15 protein-coding genes are annotated in these 15,511 nt (G+C 65.2%); 10 read left to right on the top strand and 5 right to left on the bottom strand.

Translation table 11 applies throughout. The features are described 5' to 3' along the window. Positions 1-99 precede the first annotated feature (99 nt). A complete protein-coding gene (locus Q1B16_RS06800) occupies positions 100-2,505 on the top strand; it encodes an FAD-dependent oxidoreductase (protein ID WP_299785800.1) in 2,406 nt (801 codons plus the stop codon). 9 nt (positions 2,506-2,514) lie between these two features. Further along, positions 2,515-3,120, top strand: a complete 606-nt coding sequence (locus tag Q1B16_RS06795) for a nucleotidyltransferase family protein (RefSeq protein ID WP_299785797.1) — start codon at positions 2,515-2,517, stop codon at positions 3,118-3,120. A gap of 209 nt (positions 3,121-3,329) precedes the next feature. On the opposite strand, the gene Q1B16_RS06790 is transcribed toward Q1B16_RS06795, so the two are convergent. The 4 genes from Q1B16_RS06790 to Q1B16_RS06775 are packed head-to-tail and all read right to left on the bottom strand — an operon-like array spanning position 3,330 to position 7,956. Then, a complete protein-coding gene (locus Q1B16_RS06790; RefSeq protein WP_299785795.1) occupies positions 3,330-3,884 on the bottom strand; it encodes a pyridoxamine 5'-phosphate oxidase family protein in 555 nt (184 codons plus the stop codon). After that, positions 3,877-4,917, bottom strand: coding sequence for a lipocalin-like domain-containing protein (locus Q1B16_RS06785; protein WP_299785793.1), 1,041 nt, complete (start codon positions 4,915-4,917; stop codon positions 3,877-3,879). Before Q1B16_RS06785 ends, Q1B16_RS06790 begins: the two co-directional genes overlap by 8 nt. Continuing rightward, positions 4,907-7,303, bottom strand: a complete 2,397-nt coding sequence (locus Q1B16_RS06780) for an ABC transporter permease (RefSeq protein WP_299785791.1) — start codon at positions 7,301-7,303, stop codon at positions 4,907-4,909. Before Q1B16_RS06780 ends, Q1B16_RS06785 begins: the two co-directional genes overlap by 11 nt. Continuing rightward, complete coding sequence (locus Q1B16_RS06775; RefSeq protein WP_299785789.1) at positions 7,300-7,956, bottom strand: ABC transporter ATP-binding protein; 657 nt, start codon at positions 7,954-7,956, stop codon at positions 7,300-7,302. The genes Q1B16_RS06780 and Q1B16_RS06775 overlap by 4 nt, the downstream gene beginning before the upstream one ends. A gap of 27 nt (positions 7,957-7,983) precedes the next feature. Here Q1B16_RS06775 and Q1B16_RS06770 point away from each other — a divergent pair, with 27 nt between their 5' ends. Genes Q1B16_RS06770 through Q1B16_RS06760 form a run of 3 tightly spaced genes read left to right on the top strand, consistent with a single transcriptional unit; the run spans position 7,984 to position 11,087 of the window. Beyond that, the gene (locus Q1B16_RS06770) at positions 7,984-8,760 is read left to right on the top strand and encodes a hypothetical protein (protein WP_299785787.1); all 777 of its coding nucleotides are present in this window, start codon (positions 7,984-7,986) and stop codon (positions 8,758-8,760) included. Next, positions 8,757-9,863, top strand: coding sequence for a MoxR family ATPase (locus Q1B16_RS06765; protein WP_299785785.1), 1,107 nt, complete (start codon positions 8,757-8,759; stop codon positions 9,861-9,863). The genes Q1B16_RS06770 and Q1B16_RS06765 overlap by 4 nt, the downstream gene beginning before the upstream one ends. Positions 9,864-9,866: 3 nt before the next feature. Then, on the top strand, positions 9,867-11,087 hold the full coding sequence (locus tag Q1B16_RS06760) for a VWA-like domain-containing protein (protein WP_299785783.1): 1,221 nt from the start codon (positions 9,867-9,869) through the stop codon (positions 11,085-11,087). A gap of 291 nt (positions 11,088-11,378) precedes the next feature. Here Q1B16_RS06760 and Q1B16_RS06755 read toward each other — a convergent pair whose 3' ends face one another. After that, positions 11,379-11,648 (bottom strand): hypothetical protein, encoded by a 270-nt coding sequence (locus tag Q1B16_RS06755; RefSeq protein WP_299785781.1) that lies wholly within the window; start codon positions 11,646-11,648, stop codon positions 11,379-11,381. A gap of 380 nt (positions 11,649-12,028) precedes the next feature. Here Q1B16_RS06755 and Q1B16_RS06750 point away from each other — a divergent pair, with 380 nt between their 5' ends. The 5 genes from Q1B16_RS06750 to Q1B16_RS06730 all read left to right on the top strand — a co-directional run bounded on the left by Q1B16_RS06750 (position 12,029) and on the right by Q1B16_RS06730 (position 15,508). Continuing rightward, positions 12,029-13,033, top strand: a complete 1,005-nt coding sequence (locus Q1B16_RS06750; protein ID WP_299785779.1) for an AraC family transcriptional regulator — start codon at positions 12,029-12,031, stop codon at positions 13,031-13,033. A 104-nt stretch (positions 13,034-13,137) separates the two neighbouring features. Beyond that, positions 13,138-13,965 (top strand): NAD(P)H-binding protein, encoded by an 828-nt coding sequence (locus tag Q1B16_RS06745; RefSeq protein WP_299785777.1) that lies wholly within the window; start codon positions 13,138-13,140, stop codon positions 13,963-13,965. A 31-nt stretch (positions 13,966-13,996) separates the two neighbouring features. Beyond that, entirely contained in the window at positions 13,997-14,416 is a 420-nt protein-coding gene (locus tag Q1B16_RS06740; RefSeq protein ID WP_299785775.1) for a DUF4345 domain-containing protein, read from the top strand. Positions 14,417-14,476: 60 nt separating this feature from the next. Next, positions 14,477-14,977 carry an anthrone oxygenase family protein gene (locus Q1B16_RS06735; RefSeq protein ID WP_299785773.1) on the top strand — a complete coding sequence of 167 codons (501 nt, stop codon included), beginning with the start codon at positions 14,477-14,479 and terminating at the stop codon, positions 14,975-14,977. Positions 14,978-15,007: 30 nt separating this feature from the next. Beyond that, the gene (locus Q1B16_RS06730; RefSeq protein WP_299785771.1) at positions 15,008-15,508 is read left to right on the top strand and encodes an ATP-binding protein; all 501 of its coding nucleotides are present in this window, start codon (positions 15,008-15,010) and stop codon (positions 15,506-15,508) included. Positions 15,509-15,511 lie beyond the last annotated feature (3 nt).

Below are 15,511 nucleotides of genomic sequence, written 5' to 3'. Positions count from 1 at the left end.
CAACAGGGTTGCCCTTGGCCGACACACCGTGTCGTTTTCGGGCAGGACGCTTGAAACCCGCCCTGCACATTGTCGAACCAGAAACGCGAGGGATCATCCATGAAAACCACCACCCGGGTCTGTGTCATCGGCGGCGGCGTCGTCGGCGTGTCGGTGCTCTATCACCTGACCAAGCTGGGCTGGTCGGACGTGATGCTGGTGGAGAGGTCGGAACTGACCTCTGGCAGCACCTGGCACGCGGCGGGCGGGTTTCACACGCTCAACGGCGACACCAACATGGCCGCCCTACAGGGCTATACGATCCGGCTGTACAAGGAGTTGGAAGAGATCACGGGCATGTCCTGCGGGCTGCACCATGTGGGCGGAATTACCCTTGCCGACAACCGCGACCGGTTCGACATGCTGCTCGCCGAGCGGGCCAAGCATCGCTACATGGGTCTGGAGACCGAGATCGTCGGACCCGAAGAGATCGCCAGGATCGCGCCGATCACCAATCTGGACGGCATTCTGGGCGCTTTGTACGATCCTCTGGACGGGCACCTTGACCCGTCAGGCACGACCCACGCCTATGCCAAGGCGGCGCGGATGGGCGGGGCCACGATCGAGACCCATGTCATGGTGCGGGAAACCACACAGCGCCCGGACGGCACGTGGAACGTCGTGACGGACAAGGGCACGATCCATGCCGAACACGTGGTCAACGCAGGCGGTCTCTGGGCGCGCGAGGTGGGCGCGATGGCGGGCGTCTACCTGCCGCTGCACCCGATGGAGCATCAGTATATCGTCACAGACGAGACGCCCGAGATCTACGAACGCGCGACCGAGCATCCGCATGTGATGGACCCAGCGGGGGAAAGTTATCTGCGGCAGGAAGGGCGCGGGCTTTGCATCGGGTTCTACGAACAGCCCTGTCGGCCCTGGGCCGTGAATGGCACGCCCTGGACCTTTGGCCATGAGCTTCTGCCTGACGATTTCGACAAGATCGAGGACAGCATCGCCTTTGCCTACAAACGCTTCCCCGTTCTGGAACGGGCGGGAGTCAAGTCGGTCATTCACGGACCGTTCACCTTTGCCCCAGACGGCAATCCGTTGGTCGGGCCGGTGCCGGGCTTGCGCAACTATTGGTCAGCCTGCGGTGTGATGGCGGGGTTCAGCCAGGGTGGCGGCGTGGGCCTCATGCTCGCACAGTGGATGGTCGAGGGGGAATGCGAACGCGACGTGTCGGCGATGGATGTGGCGCGCTTCGGAGACTGGATCAGTCCCGGCTACACGCTGCCCAAGGTGATCGAGAACTACCAGAAACGCTTTTCCGTCAGCTACCCGAACGAGGAATTGCCCGCCGCACGGCCCAACCGCACGACGCCGATGTATGACATCTTCGACGGAATGGGCGCGGTCTGGGGCGCGCAATACGGTCTTGAGGTGGTCAACTACTTTGCTGAGGGCGATGAGGCCCGATACGAGACGCCCTCCTTCCGCCGCTCGAATGCGTGGGACGCCACCGCGCGCGAGGTGAAGTCCGTGCGCGAGGCCGTTGGCATCAACGAGATCCACAATTTCGGCAAGTACGAGGTTACGGGACCGAACGCGCGGGATTGGCTGGATCGGATCATGGCGGGCCGGGTGCCGAAACCGGGGCGTATGTCCTTGACTCCGATGCTGTCCCCACGGGGACGTCTGATCGGGGATTTCACCCTTTCTTGCCTGTCGGACACACATTTCCACATGACGGCGAGCTACGGCGCGCAGGCCTATCACATGCGCTGGTTCGAACGGAACGCGGCCGAAGGCGTGACCGTGCGCAACCTGTCGGACGCGCTGACCGGGTTCCAGATCGCCGGGCCGAACGCCCGTGCGGTCCTGGACGCGGTGACGCGGGATGCGACCGATCTGAAGTTCATGGACGTGCGTCCCATGACCATCGGCATGACGCCCTGCCTTGTGCAGCGGGTCAGCTACACGGGTGGTCTGGGCTACGAGATCTACTGCGAACCCGTCGCGCAGCGGCAGCTTTGGCAGACGCTCTGGACCGCCGGGCAGGATCACGGGATGCGGCCCTTCGGGATGCGGGCGATGATGTCGCTCAGGCTCGACAAGTTCTTCGGGTCGTGGCTCAACGAGTTTTCGCCCGATTACACCCCGGCAGAGACGGGCATGGATCGCTTCATCGCCTGGTCGAAGAACGTGGATTTCATCGGCCGCGCCGCCGCCGAGGCGGAACGCGCGACACCGCCCGACCGGGTACTTTGCGCCTTCGAGGTGGCGGCCAAGGACGCCGATGTACACGGCTACGAGCCGATCTGGATCGACGGCACCGTGCAGGGCTTCTGCACCTCGGGCGGCTATTCGCACCATGCGGGCAAGTCCATCGCGCTTGGCCTGATCCCGCGCAGCCATGCCTCTGAGGGTCAGGCCGCGCAGATCGAGATCCTTGGCGAGATGTGCGATGCCGTGCTCATCACGCAGCCGCTTTACGACGCTGACGGGGCGCAGATGCGCGGCTAGACTGGTCGCATGACGCAGTTAACCATCGTGATTCCCGCCGCCGGAGCCAGTCGCCGGATGGGCGACCGTGACAAGCTGCTGGAGGTGGTGGACGGCCAAGCGATGCTGCGTGGCGTGGCGGAGCGGGCCTTGGCGGTCAGTGACACCGTGATCGTCACTCTGCCCGCTCTCGACCATCCCCGCGCACAGGTATTGGAGGGACTGGAGCTTCGGCTGATCCCGGTCCTCGATGCAGCGAATGGCATGTCCGCGTCACTGCGCCGCGCGGCGGAGGGCGTACCCGGCGGTACGGGCGGTCTGTTGATCCTGCCCGCGGATATGCCGGACCTGACCGCTGACGACCTGCAAAGCGTGGTGCAGGCCTTCACCGACGCCTCAGGCGAATTTCTGGTTCAGGCCACTGGCGCGGATGGCTCGCCCGGGCATCCTGTGATCTTTCCCGCCGACCTGATCCCGGATTTCGCGACGCTGACCGGGGACGAAGGTGCGCGGTCGATCGTGAAGGCAAACCGGGCCCGTCTGATCCGCGTCGCCCTTCCGGGCGATCACGCGCTGACGGATCTCGACACACCCGACGCCTGGACGCTCTGGCGGGCGAACAACCCGACCCGATGATCTGTGGATAAAACTGCGGATAAAAAAATGGGACGGCTCTCCCCAACCGTCCCATTTCGTGCGATCGCTGCCTCATTCGGGCGCAATCGGCTGTATTTCTGCTACGACTTTCGTCGGTAGCGGTGACAATACTCAAGACAGGCGTCAAAACAAGTCAAAAAACGGCATTTTTGTGAACAGAAGTATACCGAATCGGGTTTTCGCTTCCCTTACGGCACCACCCACTGTCCAAGCCACCCATCTTCCGCCCGAAATACAGCGCGTCGGTGCGAATCGAGCAGCTGCATCAGCTCCACTGATTCGATTCGGCAGGTCAGAACCGTGAACCAGTCACGGTGGGCAAGCTTGTCATAGGCGTGGGCCTGCGGGATTGGCGTTCCGGGCGTCGGCGACGCGCCGTAGGCCATCCGCGAGCCGTCCGGCACCTTTTGCCACTTGTCGGCCACCTCGGCCCCCTGGGCGATTTCCACGGATGTGGACAACCGGATCTGGAGTTTGGCTTTTTCGTCCCAGATCATGAGTTGCGCAAAGGGGTTGGCGCGCAGTGACGCCATCTTGTCGGACCCGCCATCGGTGTGAACTTCGACCGTACCCGCGCTGCGACTGGCCCCGCGCAGAACGACTGTGCGCGCCTCTGGTCGGCCCTCGGGCGACACGGTTGCAAAACTCGGGTGCCGCGCCGCCGCACGTCGGTCGGCCACGCCGCGCGTAAGGCACTGCCAGCCAAGGTCGAGGAAAGCGGCAAGGTCGTTCGGATCACTCATATCCCGTCATCTCCAGATAACCCCGCCCGCCATGCGAGCCCGTCACCGTGACCGGCCCTTCCCAATACGGGATCGACACCAACATCCACGCATCGGGGTTTAGCGCCCGCACGGTCACGTCGATCCCCTTGTCGGGCAGTTGGACCGCCCATTCTGTCGGAACGCTCCGCCCGGCGACCTCATGCGTATCCACCGGCTGGGCCGCGAAGGCCCCGTCCGGGTACGCCGTGGTGGTGCCATCCGGCGCAATCCATGTGGCCGAGGTGAAGGCCCCACCATCGTCCTCGCGCAGGCGGAACCCCATCAGCTTGTCGCCCGTGTCGAAAGACAGGGAAAACCAGTCCCACCCCGATTGCGTGTCGGCCAGCGGCTGCGATGACCATTCCCGGTCAAGCCAGGCCGATCCGGTCACGGGGATGTCGCCCTCCGGCAGGGTCAGCGTGCCTGCCACCTCGTAAAAGGGCTGCGAATAGTAGTAGCTGGCCTGCCCCTGCGCCGATTTGACCGAGAACCCGTCCTGCCCGTGAAACACCAGCGGCCCGGTCGCACGCAGGTCGAGGTCATAGGCAAAGCCCGTGCCGCGTGCCGTCAGCGACAGGTTATCGAAGGACGGCCCGGCCATACGCCAATCGTCGATCCACGCCTCGAACGGGGTCACGGTCACACCCGCCTGTCCGATCCCGCCGCGCGCGATGCGTTCGGCTACAAGATGCCGGTCGGGTGTGGTCAGGGCGGCGTGGGCGAACCAGACCTGCGGATCAGACCAGCCGTCGCGCGTCTCCGGGGCCAGCGCGGACCGGAAGAGCGTCCATTGCACGCCGTAGGGCGTTCCGTCCGGTCCCGTCAGGTTCGCGGTGAGATACCACCATTCGATGCGGAAATCCGGGTGCGCGCCGTGATCCTGCGGGAAGTCGAAAGCGTAGCCCGGTGCGGGCACGGAAAAGCCCTCAGCCTCGGTTCCCAACCCGGCAAAGCCCTGTGCGGTCGCCTGAACCGGCAACCACAGTATCAACAGCAAAACCCTAACGATCATTGGCGAACACCTTGAGCAATTCGGATGGCGGCGTGCGCGACAGCCGGATCGCGGGCCACAGCGCCGCCAGTGCCGCCGCCATCAGCGCAAAAAGCGTCAGCAGCGCGTAGTGGCCGGGGAAGAGGTACATGGGCAGCTTCCACCCGAACGCCTCCACGTTGACGTAGGACAAAAGCACCCAGGCCAGCAGCAGCCCCAGCGGGATCGCCAGCACCGTCGTCACCATCGCCAGAACCACAGCGCGCAGCAACTCGAGCCGCCCAAGGGAACGCCGCGTCAGGCCAAGCGCCCAGGCGGGCGCAAGCTGCGGCACGCGGATCGACGCCAGCGTCAGCAGGCTCATCAGGATGGCAAAGGCAGCGACCGCCAGCGTCAGCACGTTCAGCGCGCCGGTCACGGTGAAGGTGCGCTCGAACACCTCGAGCGAAAACGCCTTGATCCGCGACTGGTCTGTGATGGCGGCCTCGGGCAGACCGTAGTCGTCGGTCAGCCGCGCTCGCACCTGGGCAGGATCGTTGGTCCGCACGCCAAAGGACAGAGGCACGACATCGGGATAGAGGCCGCGAAACAGCTCTTCCGAAATCAGCGCCTGTCCCAGCGGGTTGCCGTAATCGGCGACGATGGCGGCAATCGGCAGGGTCAGGTCGGGTGCGATGACCACCGGATCACCGGTCCACAGCCCCGCCCGGCGGGCAAGCTGTTCGCTCACCACCGTGGCCTCACCCTCCTCTACCCGATCCCAGACATCCGGCGTGTCCGCGAGGAACAGCCAGTTCTCGCGGTAGGTCGGCCCGACGCGAACGCCGAAGAGGTCGGTCGGCACGCCCGCGATCTCGGTCTCCACGGACAACAGTGGCAGCACCTCGCGCGCGTTTGCGATGAGGAAGGCTTCAAGGTCAGGGCTTTCGCCTGCGTCCTCGATGCGGATGAACAGCTCGGGTGCAAGACGCTGGTCGAGGAAATCGACAAAGGTCACACGAAAGCTCGACACCATCGTCGACACGCCCACATTCGTCGCCGTCGCCAGCAACAGCGCCATGAGCGCGAGGCTCATCCCCGGCACTTGCTGGCGCGTATCGGCCCAGAACCATTGCCACATCGCGCTGTGGGCCTGACGGTCCGCCAAGGTCACGGCCCCGCGCAAGAGCAGCGGCAGGATTAGCGCCGCCCCGATCAGCAGACAGGCCAGCAGCACGAAGCCAAGGGTCAGCCCCTCACCGAAGAGCGCGATCCCCAATCCGAGCACGAACAAAACGCCCGCGACAGCCCCCAGTCGCAACGCGGTGACACCAGAGGCCACCGCCCAGGCACGGGGCCGCGCGCTGGAAAGCAAAGGCATCTTGGCGATTTTCCACAACGCGCCCGATGCGGCCAGCCCGGTGCCCAGGACAGCTATCGCGATCCCCGACAGCCACCACTCGGCGCGCAACTGCAACGTGCCTGCCACCGATGCGCCGTAAAGCCCTTGCAGCGTTGCCGCGACATTCGGCAACAGCACCGCCGCGATCACGTAGCCCAGGGCGACCCCGATTGCGCCCGCGACCAGCGCGAAGAGCACCAGTTCCGCAATCATCAGCCAGATCAAGCTGGACAGCGGCACGCCGAGCGCCCGCATCGTCCGCACCATGCCCCGCCGTTGTTCGAAGGCGAGGCTGATGGTGCCATGCACGATGAAGATCCCCACCGCGAAGCTGAGCAAGCCGAAAGCGGTCAGGTTCAGGTGGAAACTGTCGGTCAGACGGTCCGCCCCGGCATCCTGCGCCACCTGCCGTACGAGATCGGGCGCAGTGGTCGCCAGAGGTTGGATCCCCATCGGCTGCAGGGGCGCGACGATCAACCGGCTCAGCTGTCCCTCCGCGTCCAACAGGGTCTGGGCCACGCCGATATCGGTGAGCGCAACCCCCGGCGCGACCGATGGGTCCACCACCACTCGTTGCGTCACCGCGCCGTCCAACCGCGCCGCCATGTCGGGTCCGGCAAAGAGCACGCCGCGCGTCAGGAAATCGTCGAGCGTCGCGTCCTCCTGCATTCCCACGGGCGCGATGCTGCCCGGTGCGGTCAAGGGATCAAGCCCGACGATCCGCACCCGGCCTGTCTCGGTCTCGAACCGCCCTTCCAGCACCGGCGACACCTGCCACCCGGCGCGACGCAACGCGATATAGACGGACTGGTCGATGACCTCGCCCGCGCGGGGAAGCAATTGGTCGAACTGTCCTTCGCCCAGCGTGGCGGCCGCCGCGTCATAGCTCGCCCGCGCCTCGGCGTTGATGGCCTGCACGCCGGACCACAGCGCAGTGGCCAGCGCCAGACCACTGATGAGCGCGAAGAACTGCAACCCGTTGCGCCGCCAGTGCGACAGAAGCGCTGTCAGGATCGTCCAGATCACACCACGTGTCCCTGGCTCAGATGCACATGCCTCTCCATCCGCCGGGCAACGGTCTGCGAGTGCGTCACCATGAGCAGCGCCGCCCCGGTATCACGCACCAGCCGCAGCATCTGGCTCAGCACCTCGGACGCGGTCGCCTCATCGAGATTGCCCGTCGGCTCGTCCGCCAGAACCAGCTTCGGTTGCGCGGTCAGGGTTCGGGCGATGGCGACGCGCTGCTGTTGCCCGCCGGACAAAGCTTCGGGATATTTCGACAGATGCTCGGTCAGCCCCAAGGCCCCAGCCAGACGCGTGGCGTGATCTGAATCATACGTCCCCGCAAGCCGCGCCTGAAACGCGATATTGGCCTCCACCGTCAGCGACGGGATCAGGTTGAATTGCTGAAAGATCACCCCGACATCCGACCGCCGCAGCGCCGCACGTTCGGAATCCGTCATGGTGGTGATCTCGCGCCCGGCCACCTGGATCGCGCCACTGTCCACTGTGTCGAGCCCACCGATCAGATGCAGCAACGTGCTCTTGCCCGACCCGGACTCCCCGGTCAGCGCCAGCGTTTCACCCCGCTCGAGCGACAGAGAGACACCCCGCAGCACCGGCACATCGCCATCCGCGCCCGAAAAGGCCTTGGTCACGTCTTGAACAGTCAACACCATGGCCCTGAGCTATCACGCCGCGCGGCAATGGAAAGCCCGGTTGCGCAAAAAGCACCCCGGCGCTTTGCCGAGCGCCGCGCGGGTGCTACCTCGGCGATCATGAGTGTGTTCATCCTGTCGCCCGATACGGTCTGGAACCCCAAGGCGCTCGAGACCGGATCGGTCCCGCGCAAGGTGCTGCACCGCATCGCGCTGCTTCCCAAAGGCGGCGGGGCTGGCCTCGTCGCGCGGGTGATCATGGAAAACGAACCGCTGCGCTACTTCATCGCGCTCTCGCCGTTCGTCGCCGCCATGTTCATCTGGACCGACCTGGCGCTGCCGATCTCGCAGGCGCCGGTGGCAATGATCATCGTCATCGGGTTTTTCGAGATGAAAGTGCTGCGGATATCGCCCGAAAAGCGGCAAAAGCTGATGTCCGAGGACGACGCCGCGCGCGTGCTCGACACGCTGAGCTACCGCGCCCGCCGGGTGTTGACCCGGCTTGCGGCGCAACGCGGTCAGACCAGCGGCGACCTGATGCTGGTGGTCGAACAGTCCGAGCTGGCCCATGTCACGCCGTTGACGCTGGTCTCGGTGCAGACGAGCGAAGGAAAGCCTCGCATCCTGCCGCTTGCCGCCGATGAGCGGGCTTTGATCGAGGCCGAGCTTTTCGACGCCGATTTTACCGAACGCCAGCTACACACGGCCAACCTGCGCGAGGACGTGTACCTGCGCGCCGTCACCTTCGACGCGCGCGGCGTCTCGGGCCATGCGCGGCTCGCGGCGCTGCTGGACGCGCCCGCCCCACAAGAGGCCCCGGCATGAGCGTGAACGCCCGGACCGTGTCCGCAGGCGACGCGCTCGAGGTGCTGCGCGCGGCGTGGGACGCACAATCGCGCGGCGCGCTGACCACCTCCTGGATGCTGCACGGCAAACCCGGTGTCGGCAAAACCCAATTGGTTCAAACGCTTGCCACCCAGATCGGGGCCGAGCTTTATGACATCCGCCTGACCACCATCGAACCGCAGGACCTGCGCGGCCTGCCCTATTACGACCACGAAACCCAGAAAACACTGTGGTATCGCCCCGAGGATTTGCCGGATCGTCCCGACACGCCCGCGGTTCTGTTTCTCGACGAACTCACCGCCGCGTCGCCCTATCTGCAACCCACGGTCTACGGCCTTTTGCAGGAACGCCGCGTCGGGCGGCACTCCCTCCCCGACAGCGTGTTTGTCGTGGCGGCCGGCAACACGGTCGAAGATGGCGCGGTGGCCTACGAAATGGGCACGGCGCTGTCCGACCGGCTGGTGCATCTGCATGTCACCGCGAACGCGAAGGACTGGCTGGAACGCTATGCGGTCGATCAGGCGCTGCACCCTGCCGTCACCGCCTTCCTGCGCGCGCGCCCCGACCTGCTGGACACGACCGAGGACAGCCTGCGGCGAGGCGACATGATCGCCTGCACACCGCGGTCCTGGGAACGGGTCAGCCAGATCATGCACGCCGTGTCCGACCGGCGCATCCGCGACACGATGGTCGCGGGCACCGTGGGCGTGGCCCCCGCCGCCGACTTCGCACGGGTGGCAGACGAATTGGATGCAATGGTCACGGTGGAGGACATGCTGGCCACCCCGCGTGGGCAACGGGTCGATCTTTACCCCGAGACCCTCAATGGGCTGGTCGGGCTGATCTACGGGCTGGTGGCCCAGACCAACGCGGATACGATCACCGACGTGATCGAGGTGATGGCCGACCTGCGCAGCCTGAAATCGCCCGAGGTTCAGGCGCTGCCGCTGGGCGAATTGACCAGCTTCGGCTTCGAATTGCTGATCCGCAAGGCGCTGGCCAAGGACCTGCAAGAGGCGTTTCGCAGCTCATCCGCCTATGCCGACTACGCACAGTCCCGGGCCGAGGCCGGGGCGCTTTAACCAATGTCGGGTCAGCACAGCCGCAGGGCGCGCGCCGCCCTTGCCCAGATGACGGATGTCGATCCGGCAATCGCGGCTTTGGCGCTCTGGTGCAGCCATCGCGATCATGATGGAGAGACGGAAACCAACGGCGATACAATCCTTTACGGGCCATCCTTCGCGCGTCTTTCATCCGCCGAGCAGATCGGTCTCACCGCTCATCACGTGCTGCACGTGGCCCTGCGCCACAGCGCCCGGCAGGCCGAGATGGCCACACGTCTGGGGCGAAGCTTCAAGCCAAAGCTCTACACGCTGGCCGCCGACGCCATTGTCAACGAGGCGCTTCTGGCGGGCGGTCACGCCTTGCCGCGCCCTGCTGTGCGCGCGAAAGAGCTGATCGACTTGCTGCCCGGTCTCGACACCGTGGCCCCCAACATCTTGTCCGATTGGGACACAGACCGGCTCTACCACGCGCTCGCCGCGCCGCTGGAGGGCGACCCGTCGCAGGTCAACCCGGCGATCGAGGACTACATGCTCAAACGCCGCTTCGCGCCCGACGTGACCAGCCAAGGCCAGTTCGAAACCCAGGCCGATCTCTGGTCGAACCGCGTCGATCAGGCTCTGGACCTCGGCCGCTCTGCCGGGATTGGAATCGGACCTGCCCTGTTGCGCTTCGGAGATCTACCGCAATCGACCCTGCCTTGGGAACGCCACCTGCGCCGTCTGCTGCTGCGGGCGGTGAGTGACGTACCGCGCCTGTCGCACAAGCGTCCCGCCGCGCGCTGGATCGCGCAGGACGCGCTGGCGCGGCAGGCCGGGACGCGGCACGCCGCTTTTCAGCCCGGCATGGCGCGCGACCGGAAACGCCCCCGCATCCTGATCGCGCTCGACACGTCCAGTTCGGTCACAGAAATGCAGCTCGAGCTTTTCGCCGCCGAAGTCCTCGGCATCCAGCGCCGCAGCGATGCCGAGCTTGTGCTTCTAGGCTTCGACACGGAAATCCACAGCCGCACGGTGCTGGATCACCCCGACGCGCTGAAACGGCTCGACCTGCGCACGGGCGGCGGCACAGATTTTGCGTGTGTGTTCGAAGCAGCCCGCGATTGTGCGCCGTCCCTTCTGATCCTGCTGACAGATCTCGATGCGCCAGTGCCTCCGAACCCGCCCTACCCGGTGATCTGGGCGGTGCCTGCCCCGATCGCGCGCGCGCCGAACTATGGAACCGTGCTTGTCATGGACAGGTGATCCGACCACGGCGAATAAAGCGCGCCGAATCTTACCGGAGCGCCGATCCGCGAACGGATACGGCGGCGGCACGCAGTTCACGCATTACATGAAGAAAACACTTTAAGCGGTTGGTGTCCAAGCCGAGACTCGAACTCGCATGTCCGTGAAGGCGGGGGATTTTGAATTTTTGTGATTTTCAATAGCTTCAAGTATTTGGAAAGTTTTACTCCCACACCTTTAGGCCCGCAAAATGGTCGATGTGGGAGTCGTTTCCCGTCTCAATGCTTCCTGACGAAGTAGACGTCAAGATTATCGGTCCACCGACTTTGTCTTGCCGAGACTCCCACTGACCAAGGCGTCGACCATGTGCGCGATCGTCGCGCGCGCGATTTCGCGATCCGCCCCGGCAACGTCCAGCAAGGCAATCATCGCGTCAGTTCCCGTCGCGACGGACAGTTCGCGGACAAGCTGTTCGCACGCTTTGTCGCCGAACAACCGGCGCTCATCCGCAAGAGCCGTGCGAAACATCTCGACCCGACGCCCACCGCGCGTCCGTCCTGCCGCCAGTTGTCCAGCCACAACGAAAGATAGCTTCAGAACTCGGCTTCGTGTTCGATCGCCTGACCGAAAAAGGACAAGGCAACTGCCTTCACCCTCTCGCGGGCGTCCTGGCAACCCATCACGAGGTCTTCGTAACGGTGTCGTGACGTCCAGGCTGGCTTCGACGGCCAACACGGACGAGTCGGAGAAATAGCGGTGGGCGGTCGCGGTGCGGGCGTTGCGACCTTCCCCTCGGCTCTGCTTCACCCGCCGGGCGCTGCCGCCGCGATGCCAGCCGCATAATTCCGCCTGAACATACGTGGTCGCATAAGAGCGGCACCTGAGACGAAGTATCTCCCTTCCAACGCGGAATTTTTCGTGACTTGGCCGAAAACAGAGCCAGGCCTAAGCTGGTGCGGATGAGCTATGTGACATCCCTTTTCGCACGGAAGATGGTCGCCGCCGCCGGCGACGGCCCAGATGCTGTTGCGCTGCTTGCCTCGGTCGGGATCGATGCGGAGGCCCCCTGGGACCCCAAGGCGATGATCCACGCGGAGGCCTACTACACGATGCTGGAGCGGTTGGCCGGCGAGGTAGATGCAACCAACCTTCCGGTGCGCGTGGGCGCGTCGATGCGCTGCGACGAATACGGCGCGTTGGGTCTGGCGTGGAAGGCCGCGCCCGATCTGCGCGGATCACTGTTACGGGTCGAACGCTATGCCCGGCTTTGGACCAGCGTCGTGCGTTACGAACTCAGACCCGATCCGCGGGGCATGCTCTACGTCATTCATCGGCCCGGCGAACGGCGGCTTGGGATGCGGCTGTCGAATGAGACGACTCTGGTCGCCACGGTTGCGCTCGCAAGGCAAGTGAGCCCTGCGCCCGTGGCTCCACTGGAAGTGAAGGTTCAGCACGCCGCGCCTGACGCGATCACATCGCATGAAGACTGGTTCGGGTGTCCGGTGCGCTGGGGGTCGGATGTTGACGCGATCCTGTTCCCACCCGAGGCCCTGTCACAGCCGAACATTCTCGGGGACGAGGGCATTTCCCGCTATCTGCTGTCGCATCTCGATGCCGAGTTGGGCGGCCTCCGAGAAGACATCTCACTGGTCGCGGAGGCGAGGGCCGCCATCGCGCAGACCCTCAGCGAGGGCGCGCCGAAGATGGCGCGTATCGCCACGCAGCTCGGTCTCAGCGTCCGGTCGTTTCACCGGCGCCTCGCCGAACACGGCGTGTCCTTCCAGTCCCTGACCGAAGAGACGCGCCGCGACCTCGCCGAGGGCTTGTTGCGCGACGATGCCCATTCCCTGGCCGAGATCGCCTTCTTGACCGGCTTCTCGGAGCAGAGTGCATTCACCCGAGCCTTCAAGCGCTGGATGGGCGTCACACCGGCGAATTACCGTAAGGGTCTTCAGATGCGCTGAGGGACCTTGGCCGCGATGGTCAAGGGACTGGCCGCTCGGGTCAATACCGGACGCAGGTTTGCGCGTATTCCTTGGCTATCAACCCAAAGCCAAGGAGCAAACCCATGTCCGACAAACCCGTTCTCGTCATCGGCGCCACCGGCAAGACCGGTCGTCGCGTCGCCGCCCAGCTCGACGCGCGCGGCGTGCCCGTCCGCCGCGGATCGCGCAATTCCGCAATTCCCTTCGACTGGGAGACGCACGAGACCTGGGCCCCGGCGCTGTCCGGCGCCCGCGCGGCCTATGTCACCTATTTCCCGGACCTGGCCTTTCCCGGCGCGGTCGAAAAGCTCGAGTCGCTCTGCGAGACGGCGAAGGACGTCGGCGTCGAACACCTCGTCCTGTTATCGGGCCGCGGCGAACACCACGCAAGGCTGGGCGAGGAGGTCGTGCGCAACTCCAGTGTCGACTGGACCATCGTGCGGGCCGCGTGGTTCGCGCAGAACTTCTCCGAAGGCTACCTGCGCGGCCCGATCCTCGCCGGGGTGCTGCCGATGCCCGGCGGCGACATGCGCGAGCCGATCATCGACATCGACGACATCGCGGACGTGGCCGTCGCGGCGCTCACGGATGTGCGCCACCGGGGCCAGTTCTACGAGGTGACCGGGCCCAGGCTCTTGACCTTCTCCGAGATGGCCGCCGCGCTGAGCCAGGCGACGGGTCGGGAGATCCGGCATATCCCGATCAGCTTCGAGGAGTTCCACGCCAATGTCGCGCAGGCGGGCGGTGATTTCGTCGCCGACGTCTTCACCGCCATCGCGCGCGAGACACTGGACGGGCGCAACGCGCATCTCGCAGACGGCGTCCAGCGCGCCCTGAGTCGCGCCCCGCGCGACTTCACCGAGTTCGCCCGCGCTGCCGCAGCCACGGCGGCATGGTCTTCCGCCGCCTGACCCCGGCCTCCTGATGCAGAAAGGACACCTCATGTCCCTCAATCGTTTCGAGAAATTCGCCCTCGGCGCCTCCGGGATCACGGCCTTCGGGATCGGCGCGGCCATCGTGGCCATGCCCCGAGTCTTCTATGCCACCTATGGCATCGAGTTGGACGACAACGTCAACCTTCTGAGCGAGTTGCGCGCCCCCGGCGCAGGACTCGCCGCCTTCGGCGCCCTCATGTTGGCCGGGATCGTTCGGCCCGCCATGCGACAGACGGCAATCGTCGTGGCGCTGACGGTGTTCCTCGCCTTCCCGGCGGGACGCCTCGCCGGGATCGCCTTCGACGGCGTGCCGTCTCCCAGCATCCTCGGTGCGCTCGGTTTCGAACTCGTTGTCGCCGTGATTTGCGTTCTTGCCTTCGGTCATCGGTTCCGGGCTCGTCCCTTGCGGAGCCACGCGACGCAGTGACCACTTGGCGGCGGGCGACGTCTCGCCGCCTGCACTTCAACCCGTTCAAGGATAATGACGATGTCCCCCCTTCTACTGCTACTTCAAGGCGCAGTCCTCGCCTACGCGCTGGTCGCCGGCGTCTTTCTCGCCTTCTCGGACTTCATTATGCGCTCGCTTTCGCGGACCGGCGGGAGCGGTGGCGTAGAGGCCATGCAAATCATCAATCGCGAGGTGTTCCGCTGGGTCTTCATGACGCTGTTCCTGGGCCTCGCCGTCGCATCCCTTGGAATCGCCGCCTATGGCGGGATCGCTGTGCGTGGCGGACCGGGCACATTGATGACGCTTGCGGGGCTGGTCTACTTGTTTGGATGCTTCGGCGTGACCCTCTTCTTCAACGTGCCGATGAACGAAGCGCTGGCGCGCATGAGCGCGGCAGAAGACGCCACGTGCGCCTATTGGACCGGCACCTACCTGCCGCGCTGGACCTTCTGGAATACCTTCCGAACTCTGGCCTGCGTGGTGTCGGCGGCGCTGCTGCTCGTGGCCTTGCCGGCATTGGCCCCGCCGTCGGTTCCGTGATAGCAAAGACTCGCTGACCGGGAGACATCAATGGCGTCCTCACACCCAACCCTGCACATGCTCTGCGGTCGGATCGCTGCGGGCAAGTCCACACTTGCGGCCGAACTCGTCCAAGGACAGAAAACCGTCCTCATCCCCGAGGACGACTGGCTGGGCACGCTCTTCGGCGACGAGATGCACACGGTCGCCGACTACGTCCGCTGCGCGGAGAAGTTGCGGCGGATCATGGCTCGGCACGTGGTCGCACTGCTGAACGAGGGCGTTTCCGTCGTGCTTGATTTTCCGGCCAACACGGTGGAATCTCGTGGCTGGATGCGGGACGTCCTCGAGCGGACGGGTGCTGCACATGTCTTGCACGTGCTCGATGTTCCGGAAACCGAGTGCCTCGCACGGTTGCAGACGCGCAACGCGCGTGGAGAGCATCGATTTGCTGTGACCGAAGCGCAGTTCCGGCAGATCTCGGCCCATTTCACCCTGCCTATCCCGGAAGAGGGTTTCGCGATCCGGCGGCACGGGTCGCCGGATCGATAGACC

It is taken from the genome of uncultured Marivita sp., assembly GCF_947488135.1.
Lineage (GTDB): Bacteria > Pseudomonadota > Alphaproteobacteria > Rhodobacterales > Rhodobacteraceae > Marivita.
This window is presented reverse-complemented; position numbering and strand designations above follow the sequence as displayed.

Excerpts from the sequence above, each read along its gene's own strand:
- Q1B16_RS06735 (WP_299785773.1), top strand. The coding sequence starts at position 14,477 with ATGTCCCCCCTTCTACTGCTACTTCAAGGCGCAGTCCTCGCCTACGCG.
- Q1B16_RS06760 (WP_299785783.1), top strand. The coding sequence starts at position 9,867 with ATGTCGGGTCAGCACAGCCGCAGGGCGCGCGCCGCCCTTGCCCAGATG.
- Q1B16_RS06730 (WP_299785771.1), top strand. The coding sequence starts at position 15,008 with ATGGCGTCCTCACACCCAACCCTGCACATGCTCTGCGGTCGGATCGCT.
- Q1B16_RS06785 (WP_299785793.1), bottom strand. The coding sequence starts at position 4,917 with ATGATCGTTAGGGTTTTGCTGTTGATACTGTGGTTGCCGGTTCAGGCG.
- Q1B16_RS06765 (WP_299785785.1), top strand. The coding sequence starts at position 8,757 with ATGAGCGTGAACGCCCGGACCGTGTCCGCAGGCGACGCGCTCGAGGTG.
- Q1B16_RS06750 (WP_299785779.1), top strand. The coding sequence starts at position 12,029 with ATGAGCTATGTGACATCCCTTTTCGCACGGAAGATGGTCGCCGCCGCC.
- Q1B16_RS06770 (WP_299785787.1), top strand. The coding sequence starts at position 7,984 with ATGGAAAGCCCGGTTGCGCAAAAAGCACCCCGGCGCTTTGCCGAGCGC.
- Q1B16_RS06775 (WP_299785789.1), bottom strand. The coding sequence starts at position 7,956 with ATGGTGTTGACTGTTCAAGACGTGACCAAGGCCTTTTCGGGCGCGGAT.
- Q1B16_RS06795 (WP_299785797.1), top strand. The coding sequence starts at position 2,515 with ATGACGCAGTTAACCATCGTGATTCCCGCCGCCGGAGCCAGTCGCCGG.
- Q1B16_RS06800 (WP_299785800.1), top strand. The coding sequence starts at position 100 with ATGAAAACCACCACCCGGGTCTGTGTCATCGGCGGCGGCGTCGTCGGC.
- Q1B16_RS06740 (WP_299785775.1), top strand. The coding sequence starts at position 13,997 with ATGTCCCTCAATCGTTTCGAGAAATTCGCCCTCGGCGCCTCCGGGATC.
- Q1B16_RS06790 (WP_299785795.1), bottom strand. The coding sequence starts at position 3,884 with ATGAGTGATCCGAACGACCTTGCCGCTTTCCTCGACCTTGGCTGGCAG.
- Q1B16_RS06745 (WP_299785777.1), top strand. The coding sequence starts at position 13,138 with ATGTCCGACAAACCCGTTCTCGTCATCGGCGCCACCGGCAAGACCGGT.